Origin of the sequence: Haloplanus sp. CK5-1 (assembly GCF_037201915.1) — an archaeon.
Taxonomy (GTDB): domain Archaea; phylum Halobacteriota; class Halobacteria; order Halobacteriales; family Haloferacaceae; genus Haloplanus; species Haloplanus salilacus.
On sequence record NZ_CP147505.1, the window covers coordinates 333,025 to 349,219 of the forward strand.

General features: G+C 69.2%; 16 protein-coding genes. 4 read left to right on the plus strand and 12 right to left on the minus strand.

Annotation, left to right across the window (positions count from 1 at the left end; all coding sequences use genetic code 11):
* Positions 1–73 precede the first annotated feature (73 nt).
* Together NBT81_RS01680 and NBT81_RS01685 are read left to right on the plus strand one after the other, a co-directional pair.
* On the plus strand, positions 74–262 hold the full coding sequence (locus NBT81_RS01680; RefSeq protein ID WP_338740597.1) for a DUF7554 family protein: 189 nt from the start codon (positions 74–76) through the stop codon (positions 260–262).
* 43 nt (positions 263–305) lie between these two features.
* Positions 306–827, plus strand: a complete 522-nt coding sequence (locus tag NBT81_RS01685) for a 2'-5' RNA ligase family protein (protein ID WP_338740599.1) — start codon at positions 306–308, stop codon at positions 825–827.
* Here the strand turns inward: NBT81_RS01685 and NBT81_RS01690 are convergent.
* The 11 genes from NBT81_RS01690 to NBT81_RS01740 all read right to left on the minus strand — a co-directional run bounded on the left by NBT81_RS01690 (position 824) and on the right by NBT81_RS01740 (position 12,850).
* The gene (locus NBT81_RS01690) at positions 824–2,176 is read right to left on the minus strand and encodes a cytochrome P450 (RefSeq protein ID WP_338740601.1); all 1,353 of its coding nucleotides are present in this window, start codon (positions 2,174–2,176) and stop codon (positions 824–826) included. The genes NBT81_RS01685 and NBT81_RS01690 overlap by 4 nt on opposite strands.
* A 41-nt stretch (positions 2,177–2,217) precedes the next feature.
* On the minus strand, positions 2,218–2,835 hold the full coding sequence (locus tag NBT81_RS01695; RefSeq protein ID WP_338740602.1) for a hypothetical protein: 618 nt from the start codon (positions 2,833–2,835) through the stop codon (positions 2,218–2,220).
* A 43-nt stretch (positions 2,836–2,878) separates the two neighbouring features.
* A complete protein-coding gene (locus NBT81_RS01700) occupies positions 2,879–5,044 on the minus strand; it encodes an ATP-dependent DNA helicase (protein ID WP_338740603.1) in 2,166 nt (721 codons plus the stop codon).
* Between the two features lie 174 nt (positions 5,045–5,218).
* Entirely contained in the window at positions 5,219–5,692 is a 474-nt protein-coding gene (locus NBT81_RS01705) for a DUF6789 family protein (protein WP_338740605.1), read from the minus strand.
* Between the two features lie 120 nt (positions 5,693–5,812).
* Positions 5,813–6,712, minus strand: coding sequence for an ornithine carbamoyltransferase (gene argF / locus NBT81_RS01710; protein WP_338740606.1), 900 nt, complete (start codon positions 6,710–6,712; stop codon positions 5,813–5,815).
* A complete protein-coding gene (locus NBT81_RS01715) occupies positions 6,709–7,782 on the minus strand; it encodes a [LysW]-lysine hydrolase (RefSeq protein ID WP_338740608.1) in 1,074 nt (357 codons plus the stop codon). Before NBT81_RS01715 ends, argF begins: the two co-directional genes overlap by 4 nt.
* A complete protein-coding gene (locus tag NBT81_RS01720) occupies positions 7,779–8,903 on the minus strand; it encodes an aspartate aminotransferase family protein (RefSeq protein ID WP_338740609.1) in 1,125 nt (374 codons plus the stop codon). Before NBT81_RS01720 ends, NBT81_RS01715 begins: the two co-directional genes overlap by 4 nt.
* Entirely contained in the window at positions 8,900–9,724 is an 825-nt protein-coding gene (locus tag NBT81_RS01725) for an acetylglutamate/acetylaminoadipate kinase (protein ID WP_338740610.1), read from the minus strand. Before NBT81_RS01725 ends, NBT81_RS01720 begins: the two co-directional genes overlap by 4 nt.
* Positions 9,721–10,758, minus strand: coding sequence for an N-acetyl-gamma-glutamyl-phosphate reductase (gene argC, locus NBT81_RS01730; RefSeq protein WP_338740611.1), 1,038 nt, complete (start codon positions 10,756–10,758; stop codon positions 9,721–9,723). The genes NBT81_RS01725 and argC overlap by 4 nt, the downstream gene beginning before the upstream one ends.
* Positions 10,755–11,621, minus strand: coding sequence for a lysine biosynthesis protein LysX (gene lysX / locus NBT81_RS01735; protein ID WP_338742473.1), 867 nt, complete (start codon positions 11,619–11,621; stop codon positions 10,755–10,757). The genes argC and lysX overlap by 4 nt, the downstream gene beginning before the upstream one ends.
* Before the next feature lie 2 nt (positions 11,622–11,623).
* On the minus strand, positions 11,624–12,850 hold the full coding sequence (locus tag NBT81_RS01740) for an argininosuccinate synthase (protein WP_338740614.1): 1,227 nt from the start codon (positions 12,848–12,850) through the stop codon (positions 11,624–11,626).
* A gap of 252 nt (positions 12,851–13,102) precedes the next feature.
* Between NBT81_RS01740 and NBT81_RS01745 the strand changes: the two genes are divergently transcribed.
* Together NBT81_RS01745 and NBT81_RS01750 are read left to right on the plus strand one after the other, a co-directional pair.
* On the plus strand, positions 13,103–13,558 hold the full coding sequence (locus NBT81_RS01745; RefSeq protein WP_338742475.1) for a M20/M25/M40 family metallo-hydrolase: 456 nt from the start codon (positions 13,103–13,105) through the stop codon (positions 13,556–13,558).
* A 175-nt stretch (positions 13,559–13,733) separates the two neighbouring features.
* On the plus strand, positions 13,734–15,170 hold the full coding sequence (locus NBT81_RS01750) for an amidase (protein WP_338740615.1): 1,437 nt from the start codon (positions 13,734–13,736) through the stop codon (positions 15,168–15,170).
* 324 nt (positions 15,171–15,494) lie between these two features.
* On the opposite strand, the gene NBT81_RS01755 is transcribed toward NBT81_RS01750, so the two are convergent.
* Positions 15,495–16,064 carry a peroxiredoxin gene (locus NBT81_RS01755; RefSeq protein ID WP_338740616.1) on the minus strand — a complete coding sequence of 190 codons (570 nt, stop codon included), beginning with the start codon at positions 16,062–16,064 and terminating at the stop codon, positions 15,495–15,497.
* Positions 16,065–16,195 lie beyond the last annotated feature (131 nt).

Consider the following 16,195-nt stretch of genomic DNA (forward strand, 5'->3'; position numbering starts at 1 on the left):
CCTCGCGGTCGGCGTGTGAAAAGTCGTCCGAACAGCCGCTACCCTTTTCCTCCGACCGCACCCACCTCAGGCCATGAACCGCGCCTCCCTCGACGTGGAGTCACTGTTGAAACTCGTCCTCGTCCTCGTGGTCGTCTGGCTCGTTCTCAGAATCGCGGGTGAGGTATTCGACCTCTTTTTCGGCCTGCTGGGTTTCCTCCCGGACCTCATCGGCCTCGTCGTCGTCGTCCTGATCGTCCTCTGGTTGCTCGACCGCATCTGACCTGCCCCGCAACCCTCTTCTCCGCGCCGCGTCAGGGGTCGACGTGTACAGCCTCAACGTCCCGGTCCCGGGTCGTGTCGAACGCCTCGCGGCCGACCTGCTGCCCGAACTGACGGCGTTCGACCGGATCCGCGACCGGCACAGCCTCGTCTGCAAGCGGTTCGAGGCCGACGAGGACGGCTACCACCGCCTCCGGGAGCGCCTCCGCGACGCGCTCTCGCCGGCCCCGGCGTTCGAGGCGACGGTGACGGGGATCGACGCCTTCGAGACGCCGACCCACGGCCCCGGCCCGGTCGTCTACCTCGCCGTCGAGAGCCCCGGACTCTACGACCTCCACGCCCGACTGGTCGAGGCGTTCGGCGCCGTCGACGACGACCTGGAGGGCGAGGCGTACGTCCCGCACGTCACCCTCGCCCGCGGCGGCGACGCCGCGGCGGTCCACGACGCCCTCGTCCGACTCCGCGGGACCGACTCCGACCCGGTTACGTGGACGGTGTCGGAGCTCGACCTCTGGAGTCGCACCCGGCGCGAGGCGGCGTGGACGGTCTCACTCCCACGGCCCTAGCGCCGTTCGACCCGCATCGGCATCCCGTTCTCCGGGTGCATCGTCAGCGACCCCCGGAGGTCGAACGGCCGGTCACGGTCGTAGCGCAGGCGGAACTCCTGCCCGACGACCCCGAGAATGAGCTTCGCCTCCAACAGCGAGAACTGTCGGCCGATGCAGGCCCGCGGCCCGCCGCCGAAGGGGAAGTGGGCGAAGCGAGGGCGGTCGGCGGCCCGGTCGCGCTCCCAGCGGTCGGGGTCGAACGCCTCGGGATCCGTCCACCACCGGGGCGACCGGTGGACGGCCCACTGGGGACACATGACCGCCGATCCGGCGGGCACCCGGTACCCCCCGAGTTTCACGTCCACCGTCGGCTCGCGGAAGATGACGTACACCGGCGGGTAGAGCCGCATCGTCTCCTGCAGCACCCGGTCGAGATACGTCAACTCGCGGGTGTCGGCGAACGTCGGCGGGCCGTCGAGGGCGGCGTCGAGCTCCTCGTGGACGCGCCGTTCGACCGCCGGGTGTTCCGAGAGCAGGTAACTGGCGTAGGTGAGCGTCAGCGCCGTCGTGTCGTGGCCCGCGAGTAGCATCGTCATCACCTCGTCGCGGATCTGCTCGTCGGTCTGGTCGCCGCGGTTCTGGGCACGCAACAGCGCCGACAGCAGGTCCATCGGCGGGTCGTCGTCGTCGGCGTGGCCCTCCGTTCCCCGTCGCTCCGCGACGATGTCCGCGACCACGCCCTCCAGTCGCGCTACCGCGTCCTCGTAGGCGCGATTGCCGCGGGTGGGGAGCCAGTCCGGCGTGATAAAGCGGATCGGGTCCGGTTCGAACCGCGCGCCGAGGGGTTCGAGCGTCTCCTGGATCGTCCGCACCCGTTCCTCGGAGAGGTCGACTCCGAGCATGGCGTCGGCGATGATCCGCACCGTCAGCCGCGCCATCTCTATTTCGAGGTCGATCCGCTTGCCGTCGTCCCACTCGTCGACCGCCTCGGTCGCGTGGCGGCTCATCGTCTCCGCGATGCCGGCGAGTCGCGACATGTCGAACGAGGGGTTCGCGATGTCGCGCTGGTTTCGCCAGGTCTCCCCCTCGCTCAGTAGGAGGCCGTCGCCGAGGAGACGGCCGAGCGCGTCGTCTTGGAACTCCGGCTTCCGGAACTTCTCGTGGTCGCCAACCAGCACCCGCTCTATCTCTTCCGGGTCGGTGAGGACGTACGTCTCCATCGGTCCGAGGTCGACCCGCACCACGTCGCCGTACGCCGCCTCGCAGGCGGTCAGAAAGCCGAACGGGTCCTTCGCGTACTGCCTGCTGTTGCCGAACAGCGGCTCCCCACTGGGACCGGGTGGCCGCGACCGAGGCTTCTGGGGCATCGCGGGCCGTTAGGACGGAACCGACATAAGGACGTGGCCGCTCACCCCTCGCGCTCGGCGACGAACCAGTAGTCGTAGGGCCGGTCGTCGTCGAGATACGACGCGACCGAGAGCCGAACGCGGTAGGGACCCGCCGGCGACCCCTCGACCACCGACGCGCGCTCGTCGATCCGCATCCCGCGAACGGCCGTCCGGTTTTCGTACGTCGCCGTCACGTTCGTCACGACGAGGGCGTGCCCGGCGTCGAACCGACCGGGCGCGGTGACTCGGTCCAGTGAGCGCTCGCCGTCGACCTCGGTCAGGCCGAGGGTGATCGGCGCCGACCGGTGACAGTCGCCGCTCGGCGGTCGGATGGGCGTCACCGTCGGCTTGTACGGCCCGGAGAACGTCTCCCGCCAGCACGGCCCCATATCGTCGCGTCGCTCGACGAAGACGACTTGGAAGGTGACGGTGACGGATTCGACGTCGTCGGGCACCGTTCCCGCGCGGACGACGTACTCGACGCCGACGGGGTCGGGTGTGGTCGTCGGCGGGGGCGTGGCCGTCGGTGTCTCCGTGGCCTGTGGGGAGGGGGTGGGTGTGGCTTCGGGTGCCAGCCCCGCACAGCCGGCACCGAACAGTACGAGGACCACGACGATGGCGTGTGTGCCTCGTCGCATACGAGGATCGAACGGCGACAGCAGAAAATGCGTTTCGGAGACCCTAGGGCGTCGGCGGGTCGCCGTCGTAGGCGTCGAGGTCGGCGTAGAAGTTCAGCATCGCGAACTGTAGTTTCTCCGGAGCGACGTCGATGAGTTCGTCGCGCTCCTCCGGCGGGAACGAGTCGCGGACCCCGTACTTCCCCATGTCGCGGGCGGCGCGCGTGTAACGCTTGTCGAGGAGGACGCGCACGCCGAAGTCCTCGGGCGAGCGAATCACCCGTCCCAGTGCCTGTCGTGTCTTGCGGATCGTCGGAATCTCGACGGCGTACCGCCAGCCTGCGTCCGAGGTTCGGTCGCCGTACTCCCGGTCGTAGGCGTCCTGCACCGCCTCGAGACGCGCCGAGAGGTTTGGGTAGGGCACGCCGACGACGACGACGGTTCTGGCGTCGTCGCCGTCGAAGCTCACCCCCTCGCCGAGCGTGCCCCACAGCGACGTGAACAGGGCGGCGCCGTCGGCGTCGACGAACCGCTGGCGGAGCGCCTCGGTCGGCGTCCCAGCCTCGTCGAGGTAGGTGTCCGAGAGGCTCAGGCGGTCGTGGTATCGCTCGGCCTCCGCGTACGAGGGGAAGAAGACGAGCGTGTTGCCCGGCGTCACGCCGACGACGCCGGCGAGCGTCTCCGCGACCGTCGCCTGCGTTTTGGGGTCGTCGCGGTCGCTCGCGAACAGTGCCGGCCCCTCGACGGCGTAGGTCCGTCGGCGCTCCTCGGGGTACTCCAACCCGTAGGCGAGCGTCGCCGGCGACTCCAGTCCGAGGACGTCCGAGAGCACGTCGAACGGACGAAGCGTCGCGCTCATCAGCACGCTCGCGGCCACCTCGTCGAACAGCCCTTCGGTCACCTCCCGCGGGATCGCCGTGTACAGTTCCGCGCGGCCGTACACCTCGTCGGTCCCACGGTCGCGCCGCACCGCCGCCATCGGGTGACGGCCGCTGTCCGTCCCCTTTCCCATCCAGTCGGCGACGAACCCCGCCGCCTGGAGCGTCGACGACTCCTTTCGTGTCGTCGTCTCGCCGCGGCGGTACGCTTCCTCGTGGGCCTCGTCGATCGCCTCGCCCAACTGGAGCGCGAGGTCGATCTCGGCGTCGATCCCGTCGCCCTCGTAGGCGTCGAGGAAGCCGAGCGTCAGGTCGTCCCGGCGGTCGTCGTTGGCGATGTCGAGGTCGTGCCACTCCTCGCCGACCTGTTCGCGCTCCCCGAAGCCGAGTGCGTCGTCGACGGCTCTCTCCAGTCCCGTCAGGAACGCTTCGATCACGTTCCGCGCACTCTCGGCCCGCGAGTCGTCGGCGTCGTCGAGTTCCGCGAGTGCCCCCTCCAGCGTCCGCGCCGAGAGCGTCCGCGTGGCGTGTTCGCGGGCCGCCGACTCGATGTTGTGGGCCTCGTCGAAGACGGTGATCACCTCCGAGGGATCGCGGTCCAGCCACCGGAAGAAGTGCTCGCGGATCGACGGGTCGAGGAGGTGGTGGTAGTTACACACGACGAGGTCGATCCCCTCCATCCCCTCTTTCAGGAGTTCGTAGCCACAGAGCCCCCGTTCGTCGGCGTAGGCGTAGATCTCTTCGGGTGTGCGTACGTCCTCGAACAGCCACTCCCGAAACTCGTCGGTGTTCCGGGTGAGGTTCGCGCGGTAGTGTTCGCAGACGTTCGCCGCCTCGAGCTCCTCGATCTCCTCCTCCAGCCCTTCGAGTTCGTCGACGACGGCCGTCCGGGCCTCGGCGGCCTCCTCCTCGCCCGCCCGTACGTCGTCGAGGAGGGCGTCGCTCCGCTCGGCGAGTTCCTTGCGGTCCCGTTCGGCCTCGACCAGCGAGCGGGTGGTCTCCTTGAGGCTCCGACACTCCTCGTACCCCACGTCGAGGTGACACATCGACGCCTTCCCCTTGAACACGACCGCCTGGATGGGTTCCTCGCGTGCGATGGCGCGGGCGTCCTCGACGAACTGGCGCATCTGCTGGTGGACGTTCGTCGTGATGACCACCGTCCGGTCCTCGTCGCGGGCGTGTGCGAGGGCGGGTACGAGCGCCGACAGCGTCTTGCCCGTCCCCGGTGCGCCCTCCATCAGTACGTCCTGCCCGCGGGCCAGCGAGTTGGCGATCCGATCCATCGCCCCCCGCTGGTTCGGGTACGGTTCGTCGTAGGGGAAGAACCGCTCGTGTCCCGCCGTGTCTGCCACGGGGATCAGTTGCGCGTGCCCGAAGTAAAACCCTCTGGCGTCCGGCGTCGTTGGCCGCCCCATAGACCGCACGGAGCGTGGATTTCCCCGACTACGGCGCTCCGAAGCCTCCGCCTACCGACACCGCCGGAGCCGAATCGCCGCGTCCGCCGTGTTCGTCGCTGTCGACCGCGCTCAGAGCGCGTCGGCCGTCGCGGCGTAGACGCCGCCGAGGACGCCGCCGTAGACGACGTGCCACAGCAGCGAGGGCGGCGCGAAGTTGGGGAACGGCGGCGAGGCGGGCGAGCCGACGGCGCTCAGCCACAGGGGCATGAGCAACGCCGCCAGGACGACCCACGTCGCGACGCCCCAGGCGACACCCAGACCGACGACCTTCCCGGTCGATTTCGGATCGAGCGCGCCGACGGCCGCCGCGAACGCGACGCCGAGCACCGCGCCGTGGGAGACGTGGACGACCATCCCCAATCCCGGGTTCGGAGGCGGCGCGAGCGCGTACAGCGAGGGAATCGCCACCGCGAGCGTCGGCGCGTTCATCGCGAGAACGAGACCACCCATCGCCAACGCGCCGACCACGCCGCCGACCACGCCAGCCTGCCAGTTACCGCTCGATATCTCCGCCGCTACCGCTGATTTGGTTTCTGTTGCCATGGGTGAGTCGACCACGCGTGGTGACTACCCGTTTCGGGAGTCGGGCGTCTCCCGCACACGCCGCCGGGCGTATTATATGTCTTGATATCGAATCAACAAGAATCGCGCAGACGCGTCGCCTCACGCGAGCAGTTCGACCAGCAGGCCGGTCTGTGCGTGCAGGCGGTTCTCGGCTTGCTGCCAGATCAGCGCCCGGTCGCTCTCGATCACGGCGTCGGAGATCTCCTCGCCGCGGTGGGCGGGTAGACAGTGCATCACCTTCGCGTCGCTGTCCGCGAGACGGTCGGCGTTCACTTGGTAGCCGTCGAACGCCGCCAGTTTCTCCTCGCGAACCTCTTCCTCGCCCATCGACACCCACACGTCCGTGTAGACGACGTCGGCGTCGGCGGCCGCCCGGTCCGGGTCGTCGACGAGCGTCGGAGCCCGTCCCAGTTCGGCCGCCCGATCCAGGACGTCTCGGTCGACGCCGTACGCCGGGGGCGTCGTCACGGTGCAGTCGAGGCCCGCGAGCGCCGCGCCGAGGACGAACGACTGTGCGACGTTGTTGCCGTCGCCGATCCACGCGACGGTCACGTCGTCGAACCCGCCGAACGCCTCCCGGACCGTCAGCAGGTCGGCGAGCGTCTGACAGGGGTGGGCGTCGTCGGTCAACCCGTTGATCACCGGCACGTCGGCGTAGGCGGCCAGTTCCTCGGCCTCCGAGTGGTCGAACAGCCGCGCCATGATGGCGTCGGCGTACCCCGAGAGCGCGCGGGCGGTGTCCTTGATCGGTTCGCCCCGGCCGAGGTGGATGTCGTTCGGGCCGAGGAAGATGGCGTGGCCGCCCAGACGCGTCATCGCCGTCTCGAAGGAGGTTCGCGTGCGCGTACTCGGCTTCTCGAACACCATCGCCAGCGTCCGTCGGGGGAGGTCGGTGTCGTCCTCACCGGCCTTGATCGCGGCCGCGCGGTCGAGCACCGTCTCCAGTTCCGTGGCCGTGAGGTCGTCGACGTCCAGCAGGTCGGTCGTCTCGACGCTCATCCGTCGTCACCCCGCAGGCGCTCGCAGGCGTCGACCAACACCTCGATGGCGCGGTCGTACTCGGCCAGCGGGAGGTGTTCGTCCGGCGCGTGGTCGAGGTCCGAATCCCCGGGGCCGTACGTGACCATCGGGCAGTCCCACGTCGACGCGAAGACGTTCATGTCCGCCGTCCCCGTCTTCCGGAGGAGGCGGGGGTCGCCGCCCGCGTTTCTGATGGCCCCCCGGAACGCCCGGGCGACGTCCGTCCGCGGGCTCTCCATCACCGGCGGGACCGCGTCGTACCAGTGGACGGTGCCGCCGTTGAGTTGGCCGTCCGCCATCTCGCGGACGTCGTCGACGGTGTACTCCGGCGGGACGCGGAACTGCACCTCCATCGTCGCCTCGACGGAAAGGCCGTCGACGCTGGTGCCACCCTCGAACTCGGTGGGCTTGCAGGTCACCTGCTCGAAGACGGGCAGATACTCGTCGGGGTCGAACTCCTCTTCGACCCGCGACCACCAGTCCATCGCGTCCTGGATCGCGTTGTTCTCCGGGCGGGAGGTGTGTCCCGACTCGCTGGTGGCGACGTACGTCCCCGCCAGCAGTCCCCGGTAGCCGAGCGTGATGCCCGTCCACCCGCTGGGCTCGCCGTTGACGACCACGCCGGGTTCGGGCCGGTCGCTCTCGATCACGTGGCGTGCGCCCCGGGAGTCGACCTCCTCGCCGACGACGCCGAGGAAACTCACGCCCGTCTCCACCGCGGCGACGGCCATCGCCGCCAGCGACCCGGTTGCGTCGACGCTCCCGCGGCCCCACAGCGATCGCTCGCCGTCCGCGCCCTCGTCGATCTCGACGGGGATGTCGCCCGGCACGGTGTCGATGTGAGAGGTCAGGAGGACGGCGTCGTCCGCCGGTGCGTGGACGTTCCCCACCTCGTCGCGCCACACCTCGCGGTCGTGGCCCTCGAAGAACTCGACGAGCCGTTCGGCCGCGGCGTCCTCCTCGCCCGAAGGCGAGGGGGTCTCGACCAGGTCGACGAGGAGTCGTTGGGCGGCGCTCGACTCCGCCTCGCCCGTCTCGCTGACCGTCATTCCAGCACCGCCTCCAGCGACGCGACGAAGCTGTCGGCCTCGTCCTCCCCGATCGTCAGGGGCGGCAGCAGTCTGAGGACGGTCCGGCCGGCAGGCAGGGCGAGTACCTGTTCCTCGAGTGCCAGATCCCGCAGGAGGCGGTTGGCCCCCCGTTTCACCTCGACGCCGATCATCAGCCCCTGCCCCCGAACCTCGCGCACGGGGAGGTCGGCGTCCTCGATGGACTCCATCAGGTACCCTCCCACGTCGGCGGCGTGGGTCGGGAGGTTCTCCTCGACGACGACATCGAGGGTGGCGTTGGCGGCCGCACACACCACGGGCCCGCCACTGAACGTCGATCCGTGTTCGGGGTCGGCGTCCGCGATCCAGTCCGCACAGACGGTCGCACCCAGAGGGAGGCCGCTGGCGATTCCCTTCGCCGTCGTGAGGATGTCCGGTTCGACGCCCGCGCCCTCGGCGGCCCACAGCGTCCCCGTGCGGCCGACACCGGTCTGGATCTCGTCGAAGACGAGCGCAGCGCCGGTCTCCTCGGTCACCTCGCGTGCCCGCTCTAAGTACGCCGTCGACGCGGGGTGGATCCCGCCCTCCCCCTGGACGGGTTCGAGGAAGACCGCCGCCGTCTCCTCGTCGACCGCCTCGGCGAGTTCCTCGCCGTCCCCGTAGGAGACGAACTCGACCCCGCCCGCGAGCGGTTCGAACGGCTCCTTGTACTTGTCCTTCCACGTCATCGCCAGCGCGCCGAGCGTGCGCCCGTGGAACCCACGGCGGGTGGCGACGATCTTCTCCCGCCCCGTGGCGTTGCGGGCGAACTTCATCGCGGCCTCGTTGGCCTCCGTTCCCGAGTTACAGAGCCAGACGTTGTCCAGTCCCGGCGGCGACACCGTCGCCAACTTCTCGTACAGTTCCGTCCGCGCCGCGACCGGGTACGACGCCTGGACGTAGATGAGGTCCTCGACCTGCGATTTGACCGCGTCGACGACCCGCGGGTGACTGTGTCCCACGGACGCGACGGCGTAACTCGCGCCGAAGTCCAGGTACTCGGTGCCGTCGTCGGCGTAGAGGTGTGCCCCCTCGCCGCGTTCGATGCCGATTGGTTTCTCCGAGAAGACGAATCCGCTCATGAGTCCTCCAGTGCGCTCGCGTGGATGTGTGTACCGCTTTCGCCCAGTGCGGCCGTGACGGGCGCGTCGGCGTTGGCGTCGGCGACGACCACCTCGGTCGCCCCCCGCTCCAACGCCTCCGTCGCGGCCATTACCTTCTTGATCATAAAGCCCTCCGCAGCGTCGGTCAGCGCGTCGTACTCCGCGGGGGTGGTCACCGATTCGATCAGCGTCGACGGGTCGTCGGGGTCGGCGTACACGCCGGCCACGTCCGTGAGAACGACCAGCCGGCCGCCGAGTGCGCCGGCGACGGCCGCGGCCATCCGGTCGGCGTCCGTGTTCACCGGCACGCCGTCGTCGGCCAGCATCGGCGGCCCCGCGACGGGCGTGTAGCCGTCCCCGAGCAGACGCTCCAGCAGGTCGGCGTTCACCGACTCGATCGTCCCCGAGTGATCGCCCCGTTTGATCTTCTTCTTGCCGTCCTCGATCACGCGCACCGCCGACTTCCGCGCGCCGGTGACGAGGCCGCCGTCGACGCCGGAGAGCCCCACGGCGTCGACGCCCGCCTCCCGCATCGTCGCGACGAGGTCGTTGTTCACCCGTCCCATCGCCATGGTGAACGCTTCCATCGTCGCCTCGTCGGTGAACCGGCCGACGACGCCGTCCGGCGTCTCGACGTACGTGGAGTCGATCCCCAGTCGATCCAGCAGGTCGTCGACGGCGGTCGACCCGCCGTGGACGACGACGACGGGTTCGTCCTCGGCGACGAGGTCGGCCACGTCCGCGACGGCGCCCGCGGGGTCGACCGCCTTCGCGCCGCCGATCTTCACCACTACGGTCATGGCGCGCCCACGGGGTGGAGCCCCTGGAACTCCAAGCCTGCGGTCTCCTCGATGCCGAGGGCGACGTTGGCGGCGTGGACCGCCTGCCCCGCCGATCCCTTCATCATGTTGTCGATAGCCGAGAACACCACGAGCCGCTCGTTTCCGGGGTCGATCTCGAAGCCGACCTCGGCGTTGTTGGTGCCGGCGACCGCCTTCGGCTCGGGGTAGCGGTAGACGCCTCCCCCGCCGGCGACGGTTCGGACGAACGGCTCGTCGCCGTAACTCCCGCGGTAGGCGCTCCACATCTCCTTTTTCGTCACCGGGTCGTCGGGGAAGACGTGACAGGTGGCGGCCGCGCCGCGGGTCATGTCGACCGCGTGGACGGTGAACGACACGGAGAGCCCGAGGAACTCCTCGATCTCGGCCTCGTGGCGGTGCCCCGTCGGGGCGTAGGGACGGACGATCCCCGACCGCTCGGGATGCGAGGAGGCCGCGCCCCCGCCCGCGCCCCCTTCGGAGGAGCCGACCTTCACGTCGACGACGACATCCTCGTCGCCCGAGAGGACCCCCGCGTCGAAGAGGGGCTTGAGTCCCAGGATGGTCGCCGTCGCGTTGCAGCCACCCGAGGCGATCAGGTCGGCCCCGGCGAGGTTCTCGCGGTTGATCTCCGGCAGGGCGTACTCCGCGTCCGCGAGCAGGTCCGGCCGGTCGTGGCCGTCGTACCACTCGTCGTACTGCCCCTCGGTCGAGAGCCGGAAGTCAGCGCTCAGGTCGACGACCGTGTCCGCGGCGTCCCGGAAGTCGTCGATGCGCTCCATCGAGACGCCGTGGGGCGTCGCCGCGAAGAGAACGTCGACCGACTCCAGGTCCCCCGGAGAACTGAATCGGAGGTCCATCCCCCGGAGGTTGGGGTGCTGGTGGCCGACCGTCTTGCGTTCGTAACTCCGACTCGTCGCCTGGACCACTTCGAACTCGGGGTGGCCGTCGAGTAGACGGAGGAGCTCGCCGCCGGCGAAGCCGCTGCCGCCGACGACGCTCGCCGTGTAACTCACGCCTCCGCCTCCACGCTCCGGTCGGCTTTTGTTTCGAGCCAGTCGACGATGGCCGCGGGCACGTCGAAGTCGACACAGGAGTCGAGCGCCTTGAACTCGACCGTGTGGTTCACCTCGTGGACGGTGTAGGAGTCGCCCGTCTCCATGAGGTCGACGCCGAGCAAGCCGCCGCCGACGGCGTCGGAGGCCCGTTCCACGAGTTCCGCCACCTCGTCGTCGACCTCGAACTCGTTGACCTCGCCGCCCTTCGCGGCGTTGGTGAGCCAGTGGTCCGAACTCCGGGTCATGGCGGCGACGGGGTCGCCGTCGGTGGCGACGACGCGGATGTCCCGCCCCGGCTTCTCGACGAACTCCTGGATGTAGAACACCTTGTGCTCGTAGTGGCCGAGCGTCGCTTTGTGTTCCAAGATCGCTTCGGCCGCGCTCCGGCTCTCCACCTTGGCCATCAGCCGCCCCCACGACCCGATCACGGGCTTCAGCACGCAGGGGTAGCCAAAGTCCTCGATGGATTCGAGGGCGCTGTCGGTCGTGAAAGCGACGTCCGTGTTCGGCGTCGGCACGCCCGCGGCGTCGAGGACGAGGCTGTTTTTCACCTTGTCGGCACACAGTTCCGCCGTGTCGGCGCCGTTGACGACGGGCACATCGTAGGCGTCGAGGAACCGCGTCACGTAGCGGCTCCGACTCGTCGCCAGACAGCGGTCGACCGCGACGTCGACGTCCTCGAACGCCGCCGGCGGCTCGCTGATGTTGAACCGCTCTTTCCGAACGTCGATCTTCGTCACCTCGTGGTCGCGATCGCGCAACTCCGAGAGGAGGAGCTTCTCGTCCCGCCTGATCCGGGAGTAGAGGAGGCCGACGTGCATGCTCACTCCGCTCCCGCGCCGTCGGTCAGCGCTTCGTTCTCGTTCCCTTTGGCCTTCGCGAGCACCTTCGCCGCCAGACGCTCCTGGAAGCCGTGGTACTTCGCGACGCCCGTCGCGTCAGCCTGCGTAATCGACCCCACGTCCTCCGTGTTGAACGAGGCGAAGGACTCGTCGTACACCGCGTAGTCGCTGTCCCGGCCGACCGGGCGGGCCTGGCCGCCCTCGAACCGGATCGTCACCGTCCCCGTCACGCGGGTCTGGGTCGCGTCGATGAAGGCCTCCAGCGCCCCCATCAGCGGCGCGTCGACCAGTCCCTCGTACCCCTTTTGAGACCACTCGTCGTCGACGAGGCGCTTGAAGTCACGCTCCTCTTTCGTGAGTACGAGGCTCTCCAGGGTCTCGTGGGCGTTCAGCAGCGTCGTCGCCGCCGGATGCTCGTAGTTCTCGCGCACCTTCAGACCGAGCATCCGGTCTTCCATCATGTCCGTCCGGCCGACGCCGTACTCGCCGGCGACGTCGTTGAGGTGGTCGATCAGGCCGATCGGGTCCATCTCCTCGCCGTCGACGGCGACCGGATAGCCGTTCTCGAAGGTGATCTCGACCTCCTCGGTGTCGCCGGCCGGCGAGCGCGTCCACTCGTAGATCTCCTCGCCCGGGACGTGGCCGGGGCGTTCGAGGTCGCCGCCCTCGACCGACCGGCTCCACAGGTTCGTGTCGATGCTCCAGACGCCCTCGTTGCCGCCCTCCACTGGCAGGTTCTTCTCGTCGGCGTACTCGATCTCCCACTCGCGGGTCAGGCCGAGTTCGCGCACGGGCGCGATGACGTCGAGGTCCGAGGCGCGCCACACCGCCTCGAACCGGAGTTGGTCGTTGCCCTTGCCCGTACAGCCGTGGGCGACTGCGTCGCAGTCGTTCTCCTCGGCCACCTCGAGGATGGCCTCCGCGATGACCGGCCGCGCCAGCGCCGTCCCCAGCGGGTAGCCCTGGTAGGTGGCGTTCGCCCGCACGGATTCGAGACACATCGACGCGAACTCCGCCCGCGCGTCCACGACGTGGTGCTCCAGATCCAACGCCTCGGCCGTCTCCTCGGCCTCCGCGAACTCCGCTTCGGGCTGGCCGACGTCGACCGTGACGCCGACGACCTCGTCGTACCCCCACTCCTCTTCGAGGAGCGGGACGCATACTGTCGTGTCGAGTCCGCCGGAGAACGCGAGTGCCACACGTGTCATTACCGACCTCTCGACCCCTTAGAGACTTAAATTCTGCGTTTCTGTAATCGAAATAAAATGAGGTGCGTCGCGCTCACGACGACGGTTGGGTGGCATTCTGGGGAACGAAACGGGACGGGACGGGGGATGAGAGATAGGTGGGCCTAACGGCCCGGTCGTCGCGGTCGACGGGCCACGAACGGCGGGCGGACGAGTTCGGACGGTACAGGCGGCGTCCGGTCCATTGCCTGCGACTTTCACCGCTCCGTACTAATAACTTGCGAACCCCCGGCGAGCCACACGCGACCGGCCCCGCTCACGGGTCGGGGTAGCTGTCGGCCCACGGGCGGACGCGCTCCCCCCGGACGAGCCGCCGGCGTTGTTCGACGTGTCGAACGGCGTACTCGTCGGGCCGAACTGGCCGCCGACCGCGAGGGGGTCGACGTCGAGTACGAGGACCGCATGTGGGCCGACCCGGTGCAGTTCGCTGACGCCTGTCTCGGGGCCATCGACGACGCCGCCGACCGACTCGGGTACGACAGCGTGCGCCTCTTCAGCGGTGCCGGTCACGATGCGACGCATATGGCCGACCTGATGGACACCGGGATGGTGTTCGCCCGCTCCGAGAACGGAACGAGCCACAACGAGTCCGAGTTCACCAGTTGGGGCGACTGCTACCGGGCCACCGACACGTTCGCGAACGCGGCTCTGGATCTAGCGACGGCGTGAGTCCGAACCGCCCTCTGGGCGGGTCGGGGTCACCCTCCGTCCCCGGTCGCGCCCACGCGACGAACGGCCCGACACGGAGCCCCACCGAGCCGTCGGGAGCGACGGCACCGGCGAGTGAACGAACCGAGAGACGGACAGCACGAACACTTTACTCGCGGGCACGACAGCCACACACATGACACTAGATTCCACACGGATGACGGCCGCTGATATCGTCGACCGGGTCCGGAACGGTACGTGTTCGCCGACTGCACTCGTCGACTCCGTCCTCGACCGTATCCACGAGCGCAACGACCGGACGAACGCCTTCGTCACGATCACGGACGACCTCGCGCGTCGAATGGCGGCGGACGCCGAGCGGGCGATGGACCGGGGCGACCCCCTGGGACCGCTCCACGGCGTCCCGGTGGCGATCAAGGACCTCGACGACGTCGCGGGCGTCCGGACGACCTCCGGATCGCTCCTCTTCGAGGATCACGTCGCGGACGCCGACGATCCGTTCGTCACCCGTCTGAAGGAGGCGGGTGCGGTCATCGTCGGGAAGACGAACACGCCGGAGTTCGCCCTCGGAACCACGACGGACAATCGGGTGGCCGGCCCCACGGGAACGCCGTTCGACCCCGACCGGGTCTCCGGTGGGTCGTCCGGTGGGTCGGCGGCGGCGCTCGGGGACGGACTGGTGCCGATCGCACAGGGATCCGACGTCGGTGGCTCGATACGGACGCCGGCGAGTTTCTGTGGCGTCTTCGGGCTGAAACCGACCTACGGACTGGTTCCGATCGTCGATCGACCGAACGCCTTCGCCACCCACACGCCGATGTTTCACACGGGCCCCATGGCTCGGACCGTCGAGGACGCCGCGATCATGCTGGACGTGATGGCGGGCGTCCACCCGCGCGACCCCTTTTCGGTGCCGACACGGACCGACCACCACGCCGCCGTCGACCGACCGATCGACGACCTCACGATCGCCTACAGCCCCGGTCTGGGGACCTATCCGGTCGACCCCGCGGTCCGGGAGACGTTGGACGACGCCGTCTCCGCCTTCGAACGGGCGGGCGCGACCGTCGACAGGGTCGATCCGGACTTGGGTCACGATCGGGACGCGATCCTCGACGCCTACTACACGATGGCGACCGTCCTCTGGGAGTCGCTCTTCGACGACCTCGAGAGGCAGGGGTTCGACCCCCGCGGCGACGACCGGGACCGTCTGCGCCCGTACCTCGTCGACCTCGTCGTTGAGGCGGACACCCCGACGATGCGGGAGTACGAGCGCGCGGACATCGTCCGAACCGACGTCTTCGACGGCCTCCAGGACTGCTTCGAGGAGTACGACCTCATCGTGTCCGCGACGCTCGGGACGACGCCGTTCCCACACGGCGACGAACCGCACGAGATCGACGGCGAGGCGGTCGAACCGTTCCGAGGGTGGGTCCTCACGCAACCGTACAACTTCACGGGACAACCGGCCGCGTCCGTCCCCGCCGGGTTCGTCGACGGGCTCCCGGTCGGGATGCAGGTCGCAGCCCCGCGGTTCGCCGACGCCGACGTCCTCGCGGCGAGTGCCGCGTTCGAACGTGTTCGTCCGTGGGCCGACCGCTACCCCGCCTGACGAGCGGCCACGACCGCGAGAGTTTCGCCTCGAGGTTCGCCTTCACCGACGGCCACTCGTCGGCGAGGATGCCGAAATACACCGCCTCTCCCTGGGTTTCTGGTGTGTCTGCATGTGGTCGCGGAGCGTCGCCTCTTCGGTCCCGCCGACGCGTCGGATGGCGGCTATCGACCGGTGGTTCCGCGAATCCCTCTCTAGGTGGTCGACGCGCGACAGCGGTTCCAGACGGACGTAGTCGCCGTCGAGTGTGACCGGTGTGACGTCCAGACCCGCTTCTCGGCCCGAATCACCGTCGTTCCATCGGCGATTGGAGCGCCCCGCCGCTCACCCCGACGACCGGCCGTCCAGCCACCGGACCACCTCGTCCGCGTGGTCGTCCGGCGGAAAGACGGGGTAGAAGACGTGGTCGATCCGGCCGTCCGAGAGGACGAGTGTCAGCCGTTCGAGCAAGCGCTCCCCGCCGGCCTCGAAGGTCGGCAGGTCGAGTCGGTCGGCGAACTCCCCGTCCTCGTCGCTGAGCAGTTCGAACGGGAGGTCGAGCCGATCCCGGGCCTCCCGCTGGTAGTCACTCGACTGCACCGAGAGTCCAAAGACCTCGGCCACTCCCCGGTCTTGGAGGTCGTGATAGCGCCCGCGAAACCCGCGGGATTCGGGTGTACAGCCTCTCGCACCCGGTATCTCCTCCCACCCGTCCGGGATCACGTCCCGGTCCGGGCGCCCCGTCTTCGGATAACAGTAGACGACGGTCCGGCCGGAGACGCTCGACAGGTCGACCGTCCGCCCGTCCGTCGCCGGGAGCGGGACCGAGGGTACGGTCGCCCCCGGAAGGTGATCCGCCGCACCGTCGTCCGTCGGTTCCGGAAGGTCGTCCGGGAGTGGAAACTCTTCGCTCACGGTCGTCGCGTACGGCAGGAGGACTGAAATAACGTTCGGGCGTCGGACGTCGTTCGCCGGGACGGTCCGTCCGCGGTGTGGTGTGTGACACGACCCGGGCGCTACCACACACGATCCGGAGGGAACTCCAG

What these genes read in the sequence shown, in the direction of transcription:
- NBT81_RS01680 (WP_338740597.1), top strand. Translation starts at nt 74, where the DNA reads ATGAACCGCGCCTCCCTCGACGTGGAGTCACTGTTGAAACTCGTCCTC.
- NBT81_RS01690 (WP_338740601.1), bottom strand. Translation starts at nt 2,176, where the DNA reads ATGCCCCAGAAGCCTCGGTCGCGGCCACCCGGTCCCAGTGGGGAGCCG.
- NBT81_RS01695 (WP_338740602.1), bottom strand. Translation starts at nt 2,835, where the DNA reads ATGCGACGAGGCACACACGCCATCGTCGTGGTCCTCGTACTGTTCGGT.
- NBT81_RS01705 (WP_338740605.1), bottom strand. Translation starts at nt 5,692, where the DNA reads ATGGCAACAGAAACCAAATCAGCGGTAGCGGCGGAGATATCGAGCGGT.
- argF (WP_338740606.1), bottom strand. Translation starts at nt 6,712, where the DNA reads ATGAGCGTCGAGACGACCGACCTGCTGGACGTCGACGACCTCACGGCC.
- NBT81_RS01715 (WP_338740608.1), bottom strand. Translation starts at nt 7,782, where the DNA reads ATGACGGTCAGCGAGACGGGCGAGGCGGAGTCGAGCGCCGCCCAACGA.
- NBT81_RS01720 (WP_338740609.1), bottom strand. Translation starts at nt 8,903, where the DNA reads ATGAGCGGATTCGTCTTCTCGGAGAAACCAATCGGCATCGAACGCGGC.
- NBT81_RS01725 (WP_338740610.1), bottom strand. Translation starts at nt 9,724, where the DNA reads ATGACCGTAGTGGTGAAGATCGGCGGCGCGAAGGCGGTCGACCCCGCG.
- lysX (WP_338742473.1), bottom strand. Translation starts at nt 11,621, where the DNA reads ATGCACGTCGGCCTCCTCTACTCCCGGATCAGGCGGGACGAGAAGCTC.
- NBT81_RS01740 (WP_338740614.1), bottom strand. Translation starts at nt 12,850, where the DNA reads ATGACACGTGTGGCACTCGCGTTCTCCGGCGGACTCGACACGACAGTA.
- NBT81_RS01750 (WP_338740615.1), top strand. Translation starts at nt 13,734, where the DNA reads ATGACACTAGATTCCACACGGATGACGGCCGCTGATATCGTCGACCGG.